This is a genomic window from Kutzneria sp. NPDC051319 (assembly GCF_040682195.1).
Taxonomy (GTDB): Bacteria; Actinomycetota; Actinomycetes; order Mycobacteriales; family Pseudonocardiaceae; genus Kutzneria.
In genome coordinates this window covers 23419-41310 of sequence record NZ_JBFBAM010000009.1, presented here as the reverse complement: position 1 = coordinate 41310, position 17892 = coordinate 23419, and the positions used below count along the sequence as shown (strand labels likewise).

The 17892-nt window shown below is 68.9% G+C and carries 27 protein-coding genes; 6 read left to right on the top strand and 21 right to left on the bottom strand.

The genetic code is table 11. The features are described from left to right. Positions 1 to 2: 2 nt before the first annotated feature. The 14 genes from AB0M73_RS11220 to AB0M73_RS11155 form a co-directional block, all read right to left on the bottom strand. Positions 3 to 1241, bottom strand: coding sequence for a hypothetical protein (locus tag AB0M73_RS11220; RefSeq protein ID WP_363889847.1), 1239 nt, complete (start codon positions 1239 to 1241; stop codon positions 3 to 5). 25 nt (positions 1242 to 1266) lie between these two features. Further along, positions 1267 to 1770, bottom strand: coding sequence for a hypothetical protein (locus AB0M73_RS11215; protein ID WP_363889844.1), 504 nt, complete (start codon positions 1768 to 1770; stop codon positions 1267 to 1269). Then, entirely contained in the window at positions 1767 to 2018 is a 252-nt protein-coding gene (locus tag AB0M73_RS11210; protein WP_363889842.1) for a hypothetical protein, read from the bottom strand. Before AB0M73_RS11210 ends, AB0M73_RS11215 begins: the two co-directional genes overlap by 4 nt. Positions 2019 to 2029: 11 nt before the next feature. Continuing rightward, the gene (locus AB0M73_RS11205) at positions 2030 to 2191 is read right to left on the bottom strand and encodes a hypothetical protein (protein ID WP_363889841.1); all 162 of its coding nucleotides are present in this window, start codon (positions 2189 to 2191) and stop codon (positions 2030 to 2032) included. Positions 2192 to 2195: 4 nt separating this feature from the next. Continuing rightward, positions 2196 to 2390: a hypothetical protein gene (locus tag AB0M73_RS11200; RefSeq protein WP_363889840.1), complete on the bottom strand. Its 195-nt coding sequence runs from the start codon at positions 2388 to 2390 to the stop codon at positions 2196 to 2198. Next, positions 2387 to 2635 carry a hypothetical protein gene (locus AB0M73_RS11195; protein WP_363889837.1) on the bottom strand — a complete coding sequence of 83 codons (249 nt, stop codon included), beginning with the start codon at positions 2633 to 2635 and terminating at the stop codon, positions 2387 to 2389. Before AB0M73_RS11195 ends, AB0M73_RS11200 begins: the two co-directional genes overlap by 4 nt. Further along, complete coding sequence (locus AB0M73_RS11190) at positions 2632 to 2925, bottom strand: hypothetical protein (RefSeq protein WP_363889835.1); 294 nt, start codon at positions 2923 to 2925, stop codon at positions 2632 to 2634. Before AB0M73_RS11190 ends, AB0M73_RS11195 begins: the two co-directional genes overlap by 4 nt. Then, entirely contained in the window at positions 2922 to 3182 is a 261-nt protein-coding gene (locus AB0M73_RS11185; protein ID WP_363889832.1) for a hypothetical protein, read from the bottom strand. The genes AB0M73_RS11190 and AB0M73_RS11185 overlap by 4 nt, the downstream gene beginning before the upstream one ends. A gap of 88 nt (positions 3183 to 3270) precedes the next feature. Continuing rightward, on the bottom strand, positions 3271 to 3435 hold the full coding sequence (locus AB0M73_RS11180) for a hypothetical protein (RefSeq protein WP_363889830.1): 165 nt from the start codon (positions 3433 to 3435) through the stop codon (positions 3271 to 3273). A 93-nt stretch (positions 3436 to 3528) separates the two neighbouring features. Beyond that, positions 3529 to 3717 (bottom strand): hypothetical protein, encoded by a 189-nt coding sequence (locus AB0M73_RS11175; RefSeq protein ID WP_363889828.1) that lies wholly within the window; start codon positions 3715 to 3717, stop codon positions 3529 to 3531. Then, complete coding sequence (locus tag AB0M73_RS11170; RefSeq protein WP_363889825.1) at positions 3705 to 4154, bottom strand: RRQRL motif-containing zinc-binding protein; 450 nt, start codon at positions 4152 to 4154, stop codon at positions 3705 to 3707. The genes AB0M73_RS11175 and AB0M73_RS11170 overlap by 13 nt, the downstream gene beginning before the upstream one ends. Further along, positions 4154 to 5014 (bottom strand): DUF4097 family beta strand repeat-containing protein, encoded by an 861-nt coding sequence (locus tag AB0M73_RS11165; RefSeq protein WP_363889823.1) that lies wholly within the window; start codon positions 5012 to 5014, stop codon positions 4154 to 4156. The genes AB0M73_RS11170 and AB0M73_RS11165 overlap by 1 nt, the downstream gene beginning before the upstream one ends. Before the next feature lie 35 nt (positions 5015 to 5049). Next, complete coding sequence (locus tag AB0M73_RS11160; RefSeq protein ID WP_363889821.1) at positions 5050 to 5508, bottom strand: DUF3307 domain-containing protein; 459 nt, start codon at positions 5506 to 5508, stop codon at positions 5050 to 5052. Continuing rightward, complete coding sequence (locus AB0M73_RS11155) at positions 5508 to 5750, bottom strand: hypothetical protein (RefSeq protein ID WP_363889819.1); 243 nt, start codon at positions 5748 to 5750, stop codon at positions 5508 to 5510. The genes AB0M73_RS11160 and AB0M73_RS11155 overlap by 1 nt, the downstream gene beginning before the upstream one ends. A gap of 11 nt (positions 5751 to 5761) precedes the next feature. On the opposite strand from AB0M73_RS11155, the gene AB0M73_RS11150 reads away from it, so the two are divergent. Further along, on the top strand, positions 5762 to 5950 hold the full coding sequence (locus AB0M73_RS11150) for a hypothetical protein (RefSeq protein ID WP_363889816.1): 189 nt from the start codon (positions 5762 to 5764) through the stop codon (positions 5948 to 5950). Between the two features lie 656 nt (positions 5951 to 6606). Beyond that, the gene (locus tag AB0M73_RS11145; RefSeq protein WP_363889813.1) at positions 6607 to 7002 is read left to right on the top strand and encodes a winged helix-turn-helix domain-containing protein; all 396 of its coding nucleotides are present in this window, start codon (positions 6607 to 6609) and stop codon (positions 7000 to 7002) included. On the opposite strand, the gene AB0M73_RS11140 is transcribed toward AB0M73_RS11145, so the two are convergent. Further along, positions 6971 to 7168 (bottom strand): hypothetical protein, encoded by a 198-nt coding sequence (locus tag AB0M73_RS11140; RefSeq protein ID WP_363889810.1) that lies wholly within the window; start codon positions 7166 to 7168, stop codon positions 6971 to 6973. The two genes, AB0M73_RS11145 and AB0M73_RS11140, sit on opposite strands and share 32 nt — an antisense overlap. Positions 7169 to 7374: 206 nt before the next feature. On the opposite strand from AB0M73_RS11140, the gene AB0M73_RS11135 reads away from it, so the two are divergent. Both AB0M73_RS11135 and AB0M73_RS11130 read left to right on the top strand, forming a co-directional pair. Beyond that, positions 7375 to 8535: a helix-turn-helix transcriptional regulator gene (locus AB0M73_RS11135; RefSeq protein ID WP_363889807.1), complete on the top strand. Its 1161-nt coding sequence runs from the start codon at positions 7375 to 7377 to the stop codon at positions 8533 to 8535. Between the two features lie 26 nt (positions 8536 to 8561). Next, entirely contained in the window at positions 8562 to 9272 is a 711-nt protein-coding gene (locus tag AB0M73_RS11130) for a creatininase family protein (RefSeq protein ID WP_363889804.1), read from the top strand. Positions 9273 to 9327: 55 nt separating this feature from the next. On the opposite strand, the gene AB0M73_RS11125 is transcribed toward AB0M73_RS11130, so the two are convergent. Beyond that, the gene (locus tag AB0M73_RS11125) at positions 9328 to 9654 is read right to left on the bottom strand and encodes a hypothetical protein (protein ID WP_363889801.1); all 327 of its coding nucleotides are present in this window, start codon (positions 9652 to 9654) and stop codon (positions 9328 to 9330) included. Between the two features lie 791 nt (positions 9655 to 10445). On the opposite strand from AB0M73_RS11125, the gene AB0M73_RS11120 reads away from it, so the two are divergent. Continuing rightward, positions 10446 to 10817: a hypothetical protein gene (locus tag AB0M73_RS11120; protein ID WP_363889798.1), complete on the top strand. Its 372-nt coding sequence runs from the start codon at positions 10446 to 10448 to the stop codon at positions 10815 to 10817. A 25-nt stretch (positions 10818 to 10842) separates the two neighbouring features. Here the strand turns inward: AB0M73_RS11120 and AB0M73_RS11115 are convergent, their stop codons facing one another. Next, positions 10843 to 11550 carry a hypothetical protein gene (locus AB0M73_RS11115; protein WP_363889796.1) on the bottom strand — a complete coding sequence of 236 codons (708 nt, stop codon included), beginning with the start codon at positions 11548 to 11550 and terminating at the stop codon, positions 10843 to 10845. 68 nt (positions 11551 to 11618) lie between these two features. Further along, on the bottom strand, positions 11619 to 12629 hold the full coding sequence (gene trpS / locus AB0M73_RS11110; RefSeq protein WP_363889794.1) for a tryptophan--tRNA ligase: 1011 nt from the start codon (positions 12627 to 12629) through the stop codon (positions 11619 to 11621). Between the two features lie 189 nt (positions 12630 to 12818). On the opposite strand from trpS, the gene AB0M73_RS11105 reads away from it, so the two are divergent. Continuing rightward, on the top strand, positions 12819 to 14372 hold the full coding sequence (locus tag AB0M73_RS11105; protein WP_363889791.1) for a PQQ-binding-like beta-propeller repeat protein: 1554 nt from the start codon (positions 12819 to 12821) through the stop codon (positions 14370 to 14372). A 453-nt stretch (positions 14373 to 14825) separates the two neighbouring features. Here the strand turns inward: AB0M73_RS11105 and AB0M73_RS11100 are convergent, their stop codons facing one another. From AB0M73_RS11100 to AB0M73_RS11090, 3 genes are read right to left on the bottom strand one after another with little or no spacing between them, the layout of a single operon-like run. Then, on the bottom strand, positions 14826 to 15299 hold the full coding sequence (locus AB0M73_RS11100; protein ID WP_363889789.1) for a vitamin K epoxide reductase family protein: 474 nt from the start codon (positions 15297 to 15299) through the stop codon (positions 14826 to 14828). 18 nt (positions 15300 to 15317) lie between these two features. Beyond that, on the bottom strand, positions 15318 to 16442 hold the full coding sequence (locus tag AB0M73_RS11095; protein WP_363889787.1) for an amidohydrolase: 1125 nt from the start codon (positions 16440 to 16442) through the stop codon (positions 15318 to 15320). A gap of 2 nt (positions 16443 to 16444) precedes the next feature. Further along, positions 16445 to 17803: a glutamine synthetase family protein gene (locus AB0M73_RS11090; RefSeq protein WP_363889786.1), complete on the bottom strand. Its 1359-nt coding sequence runs from the start codon at positions 17801 to 17803 to the stop codon at positions 16445 to 16447. Positions 17804 to 17892: the final 89 nt, after the last annotated feature.

Here is a 17892-nt window from a genome sequence, read left to right as displayed (position 1 = left end):
GGTTAGGACACGGCGTGCAGGCGGGTGTCCCCGCCGATCAGGGCCTCCTGGATGCGGTAGGCGCGAGCCTTGTCGCCCTTGCCGTCCAGCACGTGCCGGTAGATCGCATACCCGGACGGCTGCGCCGGAAGGGACCCGTCCGCGATGGCCTTGCGGGCGACCTCCACCATCACCTGGTCCGCCTCGGACAGGCCGGCGGCGTCCGGGGCCGGGCGGTCACGTCCGGGCCGGTTGATCGGGTCCTGGACGCGTCCGGACGCCTCAGCGGCCGACTCGTCGGACGCCGTGCCGGGCACGTCGGCGGACACCGTGTCGGACTGCCGCGCGGGCGGCGTCTCGGTGGCGTCCGGCCACGCGGCGGACGGGCCGGACGGACGGTCGGCCAGCAGCCGCGTCACGTCCTCAGCGAGGCTGTAGGCGGGGCCGGTGACCAGCCGCCGGGTCCACGGCGCCCACCACCGGCGGGCCAGCATGACCGCGCCGGCCGGGTAGCGCAGCGACACCGCCCCGTCCGGGTGCAGCACCGCGGTGGCGGAGCGGACCGCCGCCAACTCGTAGCGACGCACCCGGACCCGGGCCGCGCGAGCCAGGCGACGTCGGCCGCGCCCGGCCCACCAGGCTCGCACTGCGGCGAGCAGGTCGAGCCTGGCGTGGGAGACCTGGTGGACGGCGAACCCGGACACCGACACCAGCGCCATCACGACGCCGTGCCAGGACGCGCCCGGGTCCTGCGAGCCGTGCACGTAGTTCAGGCCCGCGCCGACGGCGGCGACCAGCCACGCGGCGGCCAGGGTCGCGCCGACCGGGTGCCCGGCGCGGCGACGGATCTCGGCCTGCGCCAACAGCGCCCAACTACTGCACTCGGTGAACAGCGCGAGCAGGAACCCCAGCCCGCTGCCGAAAATCGCGTTACCGGCCGAGGTTTGGCCTTCCCAGGCCAGGATGCCCGGGGCGACGATCACCGGCAGCCACAGCGTCAGCTGCCAGTGCCGCATGAGGAACTCCCCCAGCGCGGCCAGCGCGGCCCACCGCTCGGCCCGGCGCCGCGTCTTCTCGGCCAGGCGGGTCTGCCGGTCGCTCTCGCGTCGTTCGGCCGCGCTGGTCTTGGCCGCTTCCTTCGCGGCCAGCGTCGCAGCGAGCGCGGTCGCCTTGGCCGTGACCTTCACGGCCGCGGCGTTGGCGCGGGCGGTGGCCAGGTCGGCCCTGCCGGCCAGATACGGGTCAACATGAGTGGTGCTCATGAGCTGTTCACCTCCTTGTCGGTGCTCACCGGCTGGCGGCGTGGGCGTCCATGCACCGCTGCCACGCGGCGCGTTCCTGATCGGCGTGTTCCTGGTCGTCGGCCGACCAGGCCCAGCACGGTCCGTTGGCGTCGCCGCCGTTGAACGGCAGCGGCGCGGTGAGCGCGTCGTAGATCTCGGGATGCTGCTGGCGGACCGTGGGCAGGTGCGGCCCGGCCGGACAGGGCTGTCCAGTGCGCAGCCGGTACTCGGTGGCCGCGTCGACGACCACCCTGTACTCGGTGCCGTCGGTGGCGCGGCACTCGGCGTAGTGGGTGCCGGTGTTCGGGTTGTGCGCGTCACGGCTGTACTCGGTGCCGGTCACCGACGCGGTGACGGCGGCGGTGGTGGTGTCGGGGTGGTGCGTCGCGGCGCCGGCCGGGGCCGGTAGCGCGGCCGGGGTGGGCGTGCTGGCGTGGCCGCTGTGGCGGGCCGCGACGACCACGACCACCACGAGCAGAGCCCCGCCCAGGACCGTCCTCCCCTTCACGACTGCTCACCAGCCGTTCGGGGCTCCGTCGAGACGATGGGCTGCCAGGACTCGGCCTGCGACCGCGTCACCATGCCCAGGCCCGTGTGCTGGGTGAGGGCGTTGAGCGCGGTGGCCGCGGCAAGCGCGAGGGTGGCGTGCCCTGCGGCGACCGCCGCGAGGTACTGGCGGCGCTGCGCACCGCCGTAGGTGTCGACGGCCTCCGCGAGCAGCTCCTCCGCCGCGCGGTAGTGCTCCGGACCACTCATGTGCGGGATGCTCACTTCGTCCTCCGGTTCGCGGTGTGGCAGCGGGCGGTGTAGGTGCCGCAGTGCACGCGTTCGGTGCCGCCGGTGCCGGTGGTGACCAGCACGGTCATCTCCCGGCAGTGGGCGCAGCGCTTCCGGCTGCCGACGGGGTCGGGGATGGTGGTGAAGCTCATCGGGTCACCTCGACTCGGTCCGGGCCTGGGCGGCCTGCTCGCAGTCCCCGGCGCAGGCGAAGACCTGCGAGCCGGTGTGGGAGCGGCCGACCGGCCGACACGGGCGGCCGGCGACCAGGTAGTTGGTGCGGCAGATGACGCAGGCCAGGCCGTCGGCCTGCATCGGCGTCAGGTCCAGCCACACCACGGCGGCGGTCACGGCGTGCTCCACGCGGCCATGTCGCGAGTGCGATAGCCGGTCGGCGTTGGCGGGGCCTGCATGGTGCCGGCGGCCACGACCGCGGTCGCGCCGACCTCGCCGGCGGCGACCAACTGCTCCCCGATGTCGGTGATCAGCGCCGTGACCAGCGTCAGGATCCGCGCCAGGTGGGTGAGCACCGCGATCAGCACGAACGCGAACTTGGCCCCGGGCGTCAGGGTCTTGAGGATCTCTCGGGCGTTCATCGGCTGGTCCCTTCCTGCTCGTGTCGGTCGGCGATGCGCTCCAGGTGCTTGGCGCGGTCGCGTTGGGCGTCGGCGGCCTCGTTGACCGCGTGCCACAACAGGCCACCGGTCGGGAGGCTGTCGCGGGCGGCGGCGTAGACCTCGGCCGTCACGCGACGGGCGGCGGCGACCTGCCGGCACCAGGCCGGGTAGTCGCTGTCGTCGTCGCCGATGGCGGCAAGCGCGGTGGCCCGGGCGGCGGTGAACGCGGCCTCCAGGTCGCCGTGGATCGTGACCGTGGTAGTGCTCACGCCGCGGCTCCCTGCTGGATGACCGCGTAGTTGCCGCTGGCGTTGAAGCAGGTCTGGGCCGGCTCGACGCTGCCCGGCAGCGGCTGCGTGTAGGAGCCCAGGCAGGTCGGCCGGTTCGGGCCGAAGCCGCGCACGGGGTGTTGCGGCAGGACGCCGTCGGTGGTGAGCGTGTAGTGCACCTCGCGGCAGGCGGGGCAGGTGCCCCACCACAGGCCGTCGGACCGGGCAGTGGTGGGCGTGACGAGGATGCGAGACACTGTGATGTCCCTTCTGGTCGTAGATCAGGTGGGTGTGTGAACCCGGTCCGGCGGTCGCTTCTTGCGGGAGGGCTGCCGGACCGGGGCGTCAGCGGAGCTTGCGCGCGTCCATCTCGGCGGACCAGTCGTAGCCCTTCGGGATCCGCACGGGGTTGTCGTCGAGGGCGGCGTGCGCTCGGTAGCACTTCACGCAGACCGTCATCCTCCGGTAGGCGTGGGTGGCGTTCGCTCCGCAGTTGCACTTGGCGGGCATGGTTTTTCCTCCGATGTCGGTTGTCGTGGCCAGCTGCGGTCGGTGGCCGCGGTGACGAGACGATCTCCAGCGATCCGGGCCGGCAGGCCGCGCCTAGGCGGTGACGACGGTGACCAGCTGGGCGCTGTCGACCGCGCCGCTCTCGCCGTTGGACAGCTCCAACCACGTCAGCCGCACGGCGGCCGGATAGGTGTCGGTCACCGCGACGGTGTCGCCGTTGGTCAACCGGATGCGGTCGCCCGTGGCGAGCTCGCTCGCCGGGCGGGGCGTCATGCTGCCCATGGATCGGCTCCGTTCTCGTTGCTGGCGTTGGTGTTCTCGCCGGCCTCCGTGCAGGGCACGCACATGCCCAAGGAGGGCGGGATGATGTAGCCGCGATCCCGGCCGCAGACCGGACAGCAGCGCCGTGCCGTGTTGGCCTTGGCGATCGAGCGCCACCGGTTCGGCGTCATCGGCAGCATCGGCTTCGCCCGGGCGATCAGGTACAGCGGCGCGAACCACTGGCCGCCTTTGCTGCTGTAGCCGTAGAGCACGGCCACCGGGTCATGGCCGCCCGGCCGCAGGCCGAGTTTCTTGAGCTGCCGGACAGTCGCTAGCAGCGTCTTGGGCGCCCATCCCCTGGGCAACAGGGGCAAACCGCCCTCGGTGCCGTGGGTGAACTCCGGGTACTGCGACCAGGCCACCGTCATCTGGATGACGGGCCGGACCTTGTTGCCCATCACCGCGTCCGAGGCACGCTGACGTATCCGCTCATGCTCCGGGTGCTGGTGGTGACCTGCGCGCCCCGCACGGCGTCGACCACGATGTCGCCCGACATCGTGGATGCCCCGACGTGCCCGTCGTGGTAGGCGGTGACCCGCACGTCGCCGGACATGGTGGAGATCTCGGCCTGGGTGCCCGTGGTCGCGACCAGGTCCACGCTCCCCGACATCGTCTGGACCCGCGCGGCAGCGGTGTAGTCGAGCGCGACGCGACCCGACATCGTCTTCACGTTGGCGGTGGTGACGCTGGCGGCGCGCACGTCCCCGGAGCTGGTGGACGCGGCCAGCGCGCCGATGCTGTCCGCCGTGAGGCTTCCGGAGGTGGAGGTCAACACCACGCTGTGCAGGTGGCCGGTGATGTGCAGGTCGGCGTCGTCGGTGTGGACGATCAGCGGCGACCCGATCGGCAGCCGGACATCAGCGCGGACCTGGCCGGCGTCGAGGATCGTCGTGCTGCCGGTGATCCGGGCGCCGGACACATAGACGTCACCGTCGCCGGTGATCACCAGGCCGGTCACGTTGCCCCTGATGACGTTGTTGGTCTGGCTGACCCGCACACCGCCGCGACTCGACTGCACCACCGTGCGGCCGGTGATCCCGCTGGCCGTCGGGCGGGGCACGGTGAGCGTGAGGTCTCGCTCGCCGTGGCGGACCGTGCTGCGGGTGATAAGGCCGGCGGCGACGTCGTCGCCGTCGAACTGCGGCGTGAGGGTGATCTCGGCGGTGTCGCGGTCCTCGACGATCACGCGGACCCAGCCGGGGCCGAGGTTCAGGGTCAGCTCAACCGCGCCGGGCGTGGTGTGGGTGATGGTGCGCATGCGGGTGACTCCCAACGAGTGGAGGTGAGAAGGGCTCAGATCAGAGCGGTGAGAAGGGCTGCGACCAGTAGCCAGAACGCATGCCACGCCTGGTCCAGGGTGTATGCGCCGGTGCCGACGCTAGGGTTGTCGTCGTGGCCCGGACGGGGCGCACCGAAGTGGTAGTAATCGCCATGGGCGATCAGCTCGGCCAGGGCCAGCAGCGGCGTGCGCCGGTCGGCGATGTAGTGGGTCACCGCGGACACCAGCTGACCGACGATGAACCCGGTCCAGCTGACCTCGACCAGGTGTAGCCCGGCGAGCAGGCCGACCATGCCGGCGGTGGCGGCGGTGTAGGTGGCGACGTGGCGGGCGCAGGCCATGCGGCCGGCCCAGCCGTCCGAGCCCTTCGTGCATGCCTGGTGGTGGGTCTGAAACCAGTGGTCGGCGACGTTGTGCGTGACCAGCAACGCGACCAGCAGCACGGCGAAGGTGAGCGCGGCGGCGATGTTCATCAGGCGGCCTCGTGCTCGGTCGAGTCGGGCAGGTGCGTGATGTAGGTCCGCAGGACCCGCACCGCGGCGTCCAGGGACCGGTTGGTGGTTCGGCGGTCCCGGTGCGTGTCGGACAGCGAGTCCAGCTCACCGGCCGGCAGCGCCTCCGCGACCAGGGCCTCGATCTCGTCCGCGGTGAAGCCGTCTGGGTCCCACCAAGCGGCGTCGTCAAGCGGGGCCAGGGCGTCGTAGACGTCGAACATGGGAGCTCCAGGTGCTGGTTGGTGAAGGCGTGTGGTCAGGCGGCCTGGAAGAGGAGCCGCCGCAGTCCGGGACGCCGCCGAACACCGGGGCCCGGTGGGAAGTGGGGGCCGGCGTCGGGGTGGTCGTCGTGGCGGGCCGCGGCGCCGGAGCGGCCGGCGCGGTGGCGACGCGGGCGGCGATACGCCCCTGTGGGACGTAGCCGGTGTGGTGAAGACCTACGAAGAGGCGGAGGGGTCGTGATCTCCCGCGGGGACCACCGGATCCCGCAGGAAGCGGGCTGGTGGTCGACCGGCAGACAACGACCTGTGACTGATTGGGCAGCTCCTGACCTGGGGCGCATATCCGCAGGTCAAGCACGCGCAAACCGCATCTTGGGCGGTGGCTGCGAAGTGGTGGCGCGTTCTTGTGCCGCAGGCGGGGGCAGTGCGTGGTCCGGGCCAGGTCTCCGCTCGCCTCCCCCACGTGCTGCGTGGGGTGTTGTGGAGGGTCGTCGCTGATGCGCTCGCCGGGTCGTGATGGTTCTCGGGTCTCTCCGCAGGTGACTGCCTGCGGGTGTGTCGCGTCATTTCGGGCCGACACTGGACCGGACCACGTTGCCGGGGCCGCCTGTAAATCCACTATGGAGTTGTGTGAAGCGAGGAAGCCGGCTCCGGGCGTGCGTCACCCACAAATGCCTTGCTGGGCTTGGCTTCCGGAGATCCAGCGACCTGGGCGATGCCCGGTACTTCGTTGTGCCGGGCGCCGGCCAGAACGCTGGTTTGTGTCGGTACAGTTTGTGTTGTATCAGCACAGTAGGGCGCTGTTGTGCCGCCTGTCAAGACCCTGTGTTGACACAGATTTCGGTAGACTTCGGAAGTGACCAAGAGCAGCGATGACCCCAGCGATCAGGACGGGCTTGCGCCTAGCCGCCGTGTTGCAGACAGGCTCCGCCGGGCCATTGAGCGTGGAGATCACGATCCCGGAGACCGGCTCCCGCCTTACCGGGAGCTAGCCGCGTCCGAGGGCGTCGCGGTGGGAACGATCCGCGAAGCCATGCGCCTTCTGTCCGCCGAAGGCATCGTCGAGCTTCGAGACCGCAGTGGCGCCTACGTGCTTGCGCCCGGCCCGGCGAGTACAGCGGATCACCTGCGTGACCTACGCGCCCACCTCGAAGGAATCCAGGCTCAAACCGCAGCGGCGATGCACGCCCTTGACCAGGTCGAGCAGGCAAGCCGGCGAGCTAGCGCGATACCGCGCTTCCGAACTGACTGAACGAGTCGAGCACGTGACCGAGCCAAGCGAACACGCCGTGCGCCGCATGTGCAGCCCCGACAGGGTTGGTGATCACCAAGCCGAGGACAACCAACATGACCACGGTGCCCAGCACCTTCCCTCCCGCACCCCGGCCAGTGCTGGGCATCATCGGCATCTGCTTCATGTCAGGCTCCCTGTGTCTAGTCCACCGACCCGAGGTGCCCTACCCGCTGGCTGCCTGGTGTCGTGTTGCTGCAACTAGATTCGGGCACCCTGACCAGCGCGAACAGATATCGTCGGGGGCGGGGTTATCGCGCTGGGGGGATAACCCCTACCCGCCCGATACCCCGTCGGGCACGCTGCCAAGGACGACGTTCGGAGGGGTTGACCATGAACCGGTTGGCTGAGCTGAGGCAGGCCCACGGCTGGTCGCAGCAGAAGCTGTACCTGGAGATGGCCAAGCAAGCCCAGATCGACGGGCAGGCTCTCCCCGCATGGACAAGCATGAAGCCACGAATCAGTTTCTGGGAGAACGGGAAGGTCGTGCCCGAAGCGCCCCGGCAGCGATTGCTTGCTACCGTATTGCAAATCGAAGTACACGAACTAGGTTTCGACGAAACTGTCACGCCGCCAACCGCCGCCACGACTGGCAGTACCGTTCCATCCGCCGCCATTACCCCGGAGCTTGTACGACACCTAGGCAGCATGTTCAGCTCGTTCGCCGAGACTGACCGCATGATCGGGCCACGCATGGTTCTCGACGTCGTCCGAGCCCAGTGTCAAATGATTGAGACGTTGTGCGTATCGGCACGCCAGCCGGTACGTGACGAACTCCTCAAGGTTGGCGCTCACTACTTCGAGCTAGGCGGATGGCTTGCGCAGGATTCCGGGGATTTTGAGACTGCCGGGAGTCTGTCCAGCAAAGCACTCGACATGGCGTACCAAAGCGGTGACACATGGATGATTTCATACACATTCATGCGTCGAAGCAATATCGCAACCGATAACGGTAACGCAGCGGACGGTCTCAGCCTTGCACATGCAGCACTTCGCGACGGAGTCCACCTGGGGCCCAAACTGGCCGCGCTTTCACTCCGGCAACTGGCGAACGCCCAATCCCTCCTCGGTGACGAAAAAGCATGCTCACGTGCGATAGACGAAGCACTGGAAATTGTCGACGAGACCGGCGACCCTGAACCGTTCGCAAATTACTGCACGTCCCAATATGTACAGATGGAGGGAGCCAGCGCATGGCTTCGATTGGGCCGGCCCGATCGCGCCGCGACACTGCTCACATCGGCTCTTGACACCTGGCCATCCGGAGACCAGCGAGACCGAGGAATCGGCGTAGCGCGACTGGCGACTGCACACACACTCGCAGGCGATATCGACGCAGCGTGCGAAGCGGGGCGGGACGCCCTGTCAATCGCGAACACAGCACCATCGGCACGTGCAATCAGCGAGCTCTCCCGCCTACGCAATCGCCTGACACCATGGCGTCGCATTCGAGAGGTCGCCGAACTAACCGATCAGATCCGCACCTTGACGTAGCCCACCAGCCGTGAGAGCGGGGAGTCATGCACCTGTTGCCAACTGCGACAGCAATTGACGAAGTCGATCGTGCCGCAGACGTCGCCGTCCTACCCATCGGAAGCTTTGAGCAGCACGGGAGTCACCTTCCACTAGCCACAGACACGATCGTGGCACATGCGATCGGCAAATGCATTGCGGACGCGTACGAGTTGCTGCTACTTCCACCCATCACAATCTCATGCTCACATGAACACTCCGGCCTACATGCCGGCACGGTGAGCATCAGCGCGAAGACGCTCTATGACGTGGTGTTCGATATTGCACGTTCACTTGAACACGCAGGAATCCAAAAGATGGCGCTTATCTCCGGACACGGCGGCAATTACGTACTGTCGAACATCACTCAGGAGGCGAATACCAAGGAGCGCCGCATCCTCCTCTATCCATCGAACACCGCCTGGGATCAAGCCCACCGGGACGCGGGCCTCCTAACGAGCGGTCACGATGACATGCACGGCGGAGAACGCGAGACAAGTATCTTGCTGCATGTGGCCCCAGAACTGGTGAACGACAGTTTCCACACCGCCGACCATGACGCTCCGGCACGTCCGGACCTACTCACCATCGGAATGGCAGGCTATACAGCCAGCGGCATCATCGGACACCCGTCGCTGGCAACAGCAACCAAGGGCGCAACACTGCTCGGCAGTCTGACAGATTCGTTTGCCGACAGACTAGCCGTGCTGCGGGGTTAGCCGAAACTTGCGCGAGGCGGCCGGCCGTGGTCGTCTATCCACGGCCAGCCGCTTCTCAGAACCAGCCGGATTCGCGCTTGATATCGTCAGGGCGTACTTGCTCCGTATAGCCATTTTCGAAGCGAACGACGATGGAGTCAGACAACAGGCCACGCTCCATATTGACGATCTCGCCCGCCGTGCCTGCCGGCACAGCCCCTCCCAGGATGCCGCCGACATTGCGGCGAGCTGTAACGAATTCGCCTTCGCGATAGTCCTCAAAGCTAGCCGAAAGCCCCGTGTCGACTTCCGATCCGACGCCCGGGTCGGTCGCCCTGTCTGAGCCACGCTGACCCGGGCGAAACGGAACGAATGCCGCCATCTCGTCAGGATCGGCCTGCACGTCCTCCCACCTGTGATGGTCACCCGATTCCGGCCTCGACATGCCGCTCCCCTTTCGGGCTCGATGGGACTACCGACCCAAGTGTCACCCAGACGTCCGCCTTCGTCACCGCATTGAGAGAACCTGCGTGGAGCGCGGGGGTGCCCTGACGGATCCGCCATGGGTGCGGACACCCCCGCGTGACCTGCTCAGACTTCCCCTCTTCGCAGGTCAAGAGGCATACTAGAACATGTGGTCGACTCGATTGGGCGGCGGGACCAACGCCATGAGCACGGGGTGCACCTCCGGCCGGCGCGCGCGGTGTGGATCGACCTAGCTGTGGTCTTCCCACTGCGCAGCCGACCGGCCCGCTCGATTCCGGGCGGTCTCGATCTCCAGGCACGCGTTCCAGGCACGCTCAGCACGTGGCACCTGACCACCGTTGGCGGGTGGGTCGGGTACTGCACCTTCAGCGTCACGTGCGGGGACCAGGTCATCGCGACATCGCAATGGATCCCCGCGGAAGCGCTGGAGGAACGCGCTGACGGGCCCAGCCGTCGCAAGTAGCGCGGGCGCCGGCATCGCGAGCCCGTGCCAGACCCGTGCCAGGTCAGCCGGGCGACGACGGGGAACAGCGGGGACCCACGGTGCGTCGACCCAGAACGCCCTGGTAGAAGCATCGCCAGGTCGCCCGTCATCTGGATTACTTGACTTCCAAGCTGGCCATGCGGGTTCGATTCCCGTCACCCGCTCTTCTTTTGCCTCTTCCAGGCGCCGTTGATGTGTCGAGCGCCACAGGTCATGCTGGCTGGGTGCCTACTGTTCCGGTCTCGCCGCGGCCGTTGTCTGTTTCCGAGCGTGCCGTGCTGGAGCACATCTTGTCGTGTGGGTTCGACGGGGCCGCGGAGTTGCGGAGTCAGTTGGACCGCACGGAGGTCGTGGCCCGATGGTCGGCCGCGTCGGCGAGTGTTGATCTGCGGGTTCGGGAGCCGGTGCGGCACGCGGCGTTGTCGTCGAGGCTGGTGCCGGTCGGCGCTCAGGTCGTGGACGAGTCCGGGGAGTTCGTCGGCGAGCTCTTGGTGTGGACGGACGAGGGCGCCACTTTGTCCGGCTTGGAGTACGCGTGGGTCACGGACGTGATGCCGACTTCGCTGCCGCCGGTGGACCGGATCCGGCTCATCTGAGCCCCGATTGTGTTCCGCGCCACAGTCATCGCGTGGTGAGGACGAGGGCGGTGGCGTCGTCGCGGTAGCCGTCCTCGGTTTCGCGGGCGGCGGCGACGATGGCGTCGGCCAGCGCGTTGGGGTCGTCCTGGTGTTCGCGGACGAGGGCTTCGAGCTCGTCGTGGGGGACGGAGTCGAGGCCGTCGCTGACGAGGAGCACGAGTTCGTCGGGCGGCACGGAGGAGACGGCGACGTTGGTGACGGTGGCGCTGGAGAGGGTGACGCGGACCCAGGCGTCGTGCAGGGGCGCGAGGTCGGCGACGCCGTTGCCGCGGAGGTAGGCGCCCATGGTGTGGGGGTCGGTCCGCAGGTGCAGGCGGGTGCCGTCCCAGCCGTAGGCGTGGGAGTCGCCGACCCACGCGAGGTGGGTGGGCCGTCCGGGCACGGCGAGGGCGAGCACGATGACGCCGTCGGGCATGTGGGGGTTGATGCCGGGGTCTTCGACGAGCGCGGCCGCGGCGAGCACGCCCGCGAGGGCGCCTTTGGTGGCGCCGACGCGCACGGCGCTCTCCGCTAACAGCCGCATGGTGGCGGCGCCGCCGGGGTCGTTGCCGATGCCGTCGACGATGGCGGCCACGGCGACACCTGTCGACGCCTGGAACAGCGCGGCGGCGTCCATGTTGTAGTCACGGACGCCACGGCGGGTGGCGGTGGCCGCGCGCCGGCCGTGGGTCAGGTCGTGCGCAGTGCTCAACCTCAAGCCTCGTTTCCGTCGACAATGCCGGCGGCGCACCGGGTTCCGGTGCGCCGCCGGTGAATGGCTCAGCGCAGGCCGACGAGCTCCATGGCCCGGTGGAGGGTGGCGTCGGCGATCGCGGCGGCCTTCTCGGCGCCGTCGGCGAGCACCTGGTCGAGGTAGCCGGGGTCGCCGCTGATCTCGTTGAACTGGGACTGGATGGGCGCGATCTTGTCGAGGACGAGCTCGGCGAGGTCCTTCTTGAGGGTGCCGTAGCCGTTGCCGTCGAAGCGGTCCAACGTCGCCTCGCGGGTGGCGCCGGACAGGGCCTCGTGCAGCACGAGCAGGTTGTTGACGCCGGGCGAGAGGTTCTCGCGGTCGACGGCCGTGCCCGTGTCGGTGACGGCCCGCATGATGGCCTTGCGGATCTTCTTGGGGTCGTCGAGCAGGCCGATGGCGTGGCCCTCGTGGGTCTCGGCCTTGCTCTTGCTCATCTTGGCCGTGGGGTCGTCGAGGCCCATGATGCGGGCGCCGCTCTTGCGGATCAGCGCGGCCGGCACCCGGAAACACTCACCGAACATGGAATTGAACCGGTTGGCGATGTCCCGGGAGAGTTCGACGTGCTGACGCTGGTCGTCGCCGACGGGAACGAATTGCGCCTGATAGAGAAGAATGTCCGCGGCCATCAGCGCCGGATAGGTGAACAGCCCGGCGCTCGGGTTCGCGCCCTGCGACTTGGACTTGTACTGGGTCATCCGCTCCAGCCAGCTGACCGGGGTGACGCAGTCGAAGATCCAGGCGAGGCTGGCGTGCGCGGGCACCCTGGACTGCAGGAACAGCACGGACTTGGCGGGGTCGAGGCCGCAGGCCAGGTAGAGGGCGACGATCTCGCGGATGCGGCGGCGCAGGTCTTCGGCCCTGATCGCCTCGGGAATGGTGAGGGCGTGCAGGTCGGCGATGAAGAAGAAGTTCTCGTAGGAGTCCTGCTCCTCGGCCCAGACGCTGAGCGCACCGATGTAGTTGCCGATGGTCAGGTTGCCGGTCGCGGTGATACCGGACAGCACCCTTGGCTTCGCCTGCGCTACGGCGTCCGTCATCTCAATTCCTCTATTCAACGGCACATTTACGTGCGAATTCTACCCTCCGGTGGCCGCGCGAATCCGGCGACCTACGAAAGTAGGCCCGACGAGTACTTAGGTCGCTCCGGCCCGCGACTTCGTCCGCTGGTGGTCGATCACCCGGCGCGCTGGGATGGACACCGACAGCTGACCTGGGGAGGGAGTTGCATGTCACGACGGTTCTTGGCGGCCGGCCTCGCCGCGCTCTGCGCGCTGACGCTGACCGCGGGCACGAGCTCGGCCGGCGCCGCATCCGGGGATTGGCCGACGTGGACGAAGGATCTGAGCGGTTCGCGCTTCAACGGCAGCGAGCACCGCATCACCCCGACGACGGTCGGGAACCTGAAGCTGAAGTGGGCGTTCAGTTATCCGACGGCGGGCGCGCCCGGCCCGCACAGCCAGCCCGCGGTGGCCGACGGCGCGCTGTACTTCGGCGGCGAGGACGGCCGGTTCTACTCGCTGGACGCGAAATCCGGCGCCAAGCGGTGGACCTACCAGCTGCCGCCGAACGACGCGGTGCAGGACGGCGCGTCGGTGGCGGCCGGTCGCGTGTACTTCGGCGACGTGACCGGCACCGTGCGAGCGCTCGACCAGCGCACCGGACACCTGCTGTGGCAGTACCAGGTCGACGCCACACCGCTGTCGGTGGTGACGAGTTCGCCGATCTTCTTCGAGGGCCACATCTTCGTCGGCACGTCCAGCGGCCAGAACACGGGCGACCAGAGCACGGCCTGCTGCACGTTCCGAGGCCACGTCGACTCGATCGACGCCGCCACGGGCAGGCTTTCGTGGCGCTACTACACGGTTCCGCCGCCGCAGCAGGTCGGCACGTGGCCGAGCGGTGCGGCGCGCTACGAGCCGTCCGGCGCCGGCGTGTGGAGCTCGCCGGTGGTGGATGCGCGCACGCACACGCTGTACGTCGGCACCGGCCAGAACTACACCGGCCACGGCGGCGACTTCGACACGCTGCTGGCGCTCAACACGTCCAACGGCCACGTGCGGTGGAAGCAGCAGGTGACCCCCGACGACACCTGGCGGTCGCTGTGCAACGACCCGCAGTCGGCCGACGGCTACTGCCCGGTGCCACAGGGCACGGCGCTGGACTGGGACCTCGGCGCAACACCCAATCTGTTCACGGTCAACGGCCGTGAAATGGTCGGCATCGGCCAGAAAGCCGGCTACTACCACGTGTTCGACGCGCACACGGGCCAGGTGGTGTGGCGGCGGCTGCTGTCCACGCCGATGCCCAACGGCGGACTGTCCGGCATCCAGTGGGGCACCAGCTTCGACGGCCAGCGCCTGTACGTGGCGACGATGATGGGCGACCCCGGCACGCTCTACGCCCTCGATCCCGCCACCGGCAAGGAACTCTGGCACACCCCGAATCCCGCGGACGGCTGCACCACCGGCGGCGCGGCGCAGTACCCGGACCTGTGCACGCCGTCGTTCATTCCGGCGGTGACCACGTCGCCCGGCCTCGTCTACGAGGGCAGTGCCGACGGCAAGATGCGGGTGTTCGACAGCCGGACCGGCCAGGTGCGGTGGACCTACGACACCGTCCGGGACTTCGACGGCGTGAACGGCATCCCCGGGCGCGGCGGCGCCATCTCCGGTGGCGGCGGCGTGATCGTGGCCAACGGCATGGTCTATGTGCAGACCGGCTACTGGATGGCGCCCTACCCGAGTGATCGCGGCCACGTGCTGCTCGCATTCGGGCTGTAGACCGCCGGCCCAGTTTCGGGGTGGGCTGGTAGTGCACCACCAGCCCACCCGTCGCAAACACGCTCGTGTTCTCGCACGAGGAGCAGGACTTGGCGCTCCGGCTCCGCTTTCGTTACTGGCCAACGTTTCTGCTACGGCTGCTCGCTGAACTCCCACCGGATCACCGCGTCGCCGCGGTGCTGCGTCCCGCACCGGGTCCGGCCCTGGCCGGCCGACTGCGTCCGCGCCGGCCTGATCCTCATCCCACCACTGGAGGGCCGGCGGGCCGCGCTGGTCGTCGCCGGCACCACTGTGTCCACAATGGGAATCAGGACGTTCCACTGCTGTCCGGTGCCGACCCGCGTCCGGGAACCGGCATCAGACCAGGCGTCGCCGCAGCAGCCGAACGAAATGACCGTGCCCGAGACACGACCCGACACCACGTCTCCGGACGCTACCGATGATCAACAGCGGCTAGGCCGGCCTTGAGCGGTATTCACCCACCACGACGAGTGCGAACAGGGCCAAGGTAATGACGTGCACGCTGGTGCACCACTCGCAGATCTTGCCGATGACGGCCAGCTCGACGGCGACCAGGTACACCACGAACAGCAGGCCGACGCCGACGCCGGCCAGGCGCAGCCAGCGGACGGCGGGCAGCTCGGAGCGCCAGGCCCACGGGGAGCACAGCACGGTCATGGGCACGAAGTAGACGAGTCCGAGCACGGCCACGGGGATGCCGAGAATGACCGACTGCGGGCTGGAGGTGACCTGCGCGCAGTTGACCACCGAGTTGGCCTGGCAGACCAGGGTGGCGTTGTCGGTGTAGTGGCTGATCGTCATGTAGATCGCCACAGCGAGGCCGGCCAGCGACAGCACCAGCGTGCTGACGACCAGCCACCTCGGGTAGACGCTCGTCGACTCCGACGCCTGGGTGCCTGCGGACATGGTCGCAGGATACGTGGATCAGCCGGGCGGGGTCAGGCCGTACGCACGGCAACAGTTGCCCGCGGCAAAGTTGAACGCGAAACGTTCACCGTCGGCCGCGGTCATCACGTCGTCGGCCAGCCAGCCGTCGATCAGCCGGCCGAGCGCCCGCCGCCACAGGGTGGCGCCGAGATGGTGCAGTTCGGGCAGGCCGTAGCCGTCGGACGAAAAACACACCGAGGCGAACGGTGCGAGTTCCAGGAGTTCGGCCAGAACGGCGCCGGCCCGGTCACCCACATAGGGGACGGCGAGGCCGACGTCGACGAGAACATGCGGGAACACGTGCGCGAGATAACCGGCGTTGCGGTGGAACGGCCAGGTGTGCAGCAGCGCGATGGTGGCGCCGGTCGACTTCGTGGCGTGCAGGAAGTCGCCGAGCAGCGCCGGGTCGGCGCGGTGCAGCCGGACGTCGTCGTCGCCGAATCCGGTGTGCAGCTGAAGGGGGACGTGGAGCTCGGCGCTCAGCCGGGCGCCGAGGTGCACGAGCCAGGCCAGCAGGATCGGGTCGTCCAACCGCGTGCCGCCCCACCGCAGCCACGCGCTCGCGGCGGCGGCGACCTCGACGTCGGTCGGCGGCTCGGCCGGCAGATCGAGTCCGGTCCGGTAGGCGACGACGCTCTTCAGCCCGACGGCGCCGGCCTCGATCGCGGCGCGAATCTCGACTTCGACGACATTGAGCAAGTCGACGACATCGGGCTGGCCGGCGGCGACGCGCTCGGCGACGGACTCCAGACGAAGCACCTCGTACGTGGCGCCGTGAGCGATGTCGGCGAAATCGGTTGGTTCGGTCAACGGCGTGCCGGGCTCCGACAGACCGGTGTCCAGCACCCACGCCCCGACGCCGACGGAGCCGAGCAGTTGGGAGCTGACCCGACGCCAACCCCATTCGGCGCGGCGTTCCAGATAGTCGTCGGCCGAGCAGTGTGCCGGCAGTCCGAGCTGCGGCGCGCACCACCGGCGGACGGCCAGTCCGAGCAACGAGTCGAAGGAGTTCGTCGCAATCGAGGATTCCGTCAGCAATGCACTGAACCGTGCGCAGTCGAGATCCTCGGCGACAACGCCGTGGCAGTGCTGGTCGACGAGAACGAGGTCGTCGGTCACCATCGCTACCACCGCCAGCGGGTGAGCGCGGCCAACTCGGCCGGCGAAGTCTCGGCGAACCGTTCGGCTTCACCGCGGCGGACGGCGAGCACGCTGTCGTGCAGCACCTCCCCCATCGCGGCGACCAGCACCTTCGACGCCGCGAAAGCGTTTACGGCGGCCGCGGGCGACTCCGGCAACCTCTGCACCCCGGCAGCAATGCGTTGACTTTCGTCGAGTGCGGCCGGATCGCCGCCGATGGGCGGCGGCAGCCGCAGCCCCTCGTCGACGCCGGCGAGACCGGCGGCGATGACCGAGCCGACGACGAGATACGGATTGGCGGTCGAGTCGAAGCACTTCACCTCGGCATTGGCCGCCGTCGCGCCGAGGCCGGTCACGCCGGTGATGAACCGGATCGCCGACTCCCTGGTCTCCCGCCCCCACGCCTGCCACACGCCCGCCCACCGGGACGGCGCCGCGCGCAGGAAGCTGGCGGGATTTCCGGCGCCGACCGCGATGAGCGCCGGCAGTTCACGCAGCACGCCGGCGAGGAACGCCTCGCCGACCGGCGGCAGTCCGAACGGTCCGCTGCCGCCGCTGAACTGGTCCACAACGGACAGATGAAGGTGCGCGCCGCTGCCGACGGTGTCGGGTGTGAGCGCCGGGGCGAAGCTCGCCCGCCACCCGTGCAGGTGACTGATTCGCCGGATGGAGTGACGGACCAGCAGGACGTCGTCGGCCGCGCCGACCGGGTCGTTGTGGTCGACCGACACCTCCAGCTGGCCGTCGGCGTACTCGGGGTGGAACTGCTCGACGCCGAGGTCCTGCGCTCGCATTACAGCCATAAGCTCACGGCTGTAATCCGCGATCTGCTCCAGCCGGATCGAGCTGTAGGCCGGGCCGTGGAAGACGGGATCGCCGGCCTCGGTCAGCAGCGACCACTCCGTCTCGAACGCCATCCGCAGCGTCAGTCCACGCTCGGCGGCCGCCGCCACCTGTGCCGCCGCGAACGCCCGTTGGCACGCCTCGAACCGTTCGCCCTCCTGACGGAACTTGTCCACCGGTGCCCATGCCCAGCCCAGCTGCCCGGCCAGCGGCACGATCCGGGCCAGATCCGGCACGAGTCGGAGGTCGCCGTCGGGCCCGCCGAGAAATCGGCCCTTCACCATGAAGTCGTCGAAACAGAAGGTCTCGAAGCACGGCGACGCCCCGACGCCGTGCCGGGCGGCGGCCGCCAGCTTGGGCAACGGCACCGTCTTCACTCGGGCGATGCCGGCGTTGTCCACGAAGGACAGCGCGACCACCTCGACGTCCTGGGCCCGCAGCCGCTCCACGAGCGGGTCGACCTCGGGGACATCCGCCGGAATGGTCTCGCTGGTCGCCATGCACGAGTAGTACCCCGGACCGCCGCGCAGGCAACACCCCCACCGGGTTATTGCCGCAGGTCGTCTGACAGAAGACCGCCCAAGCGGTA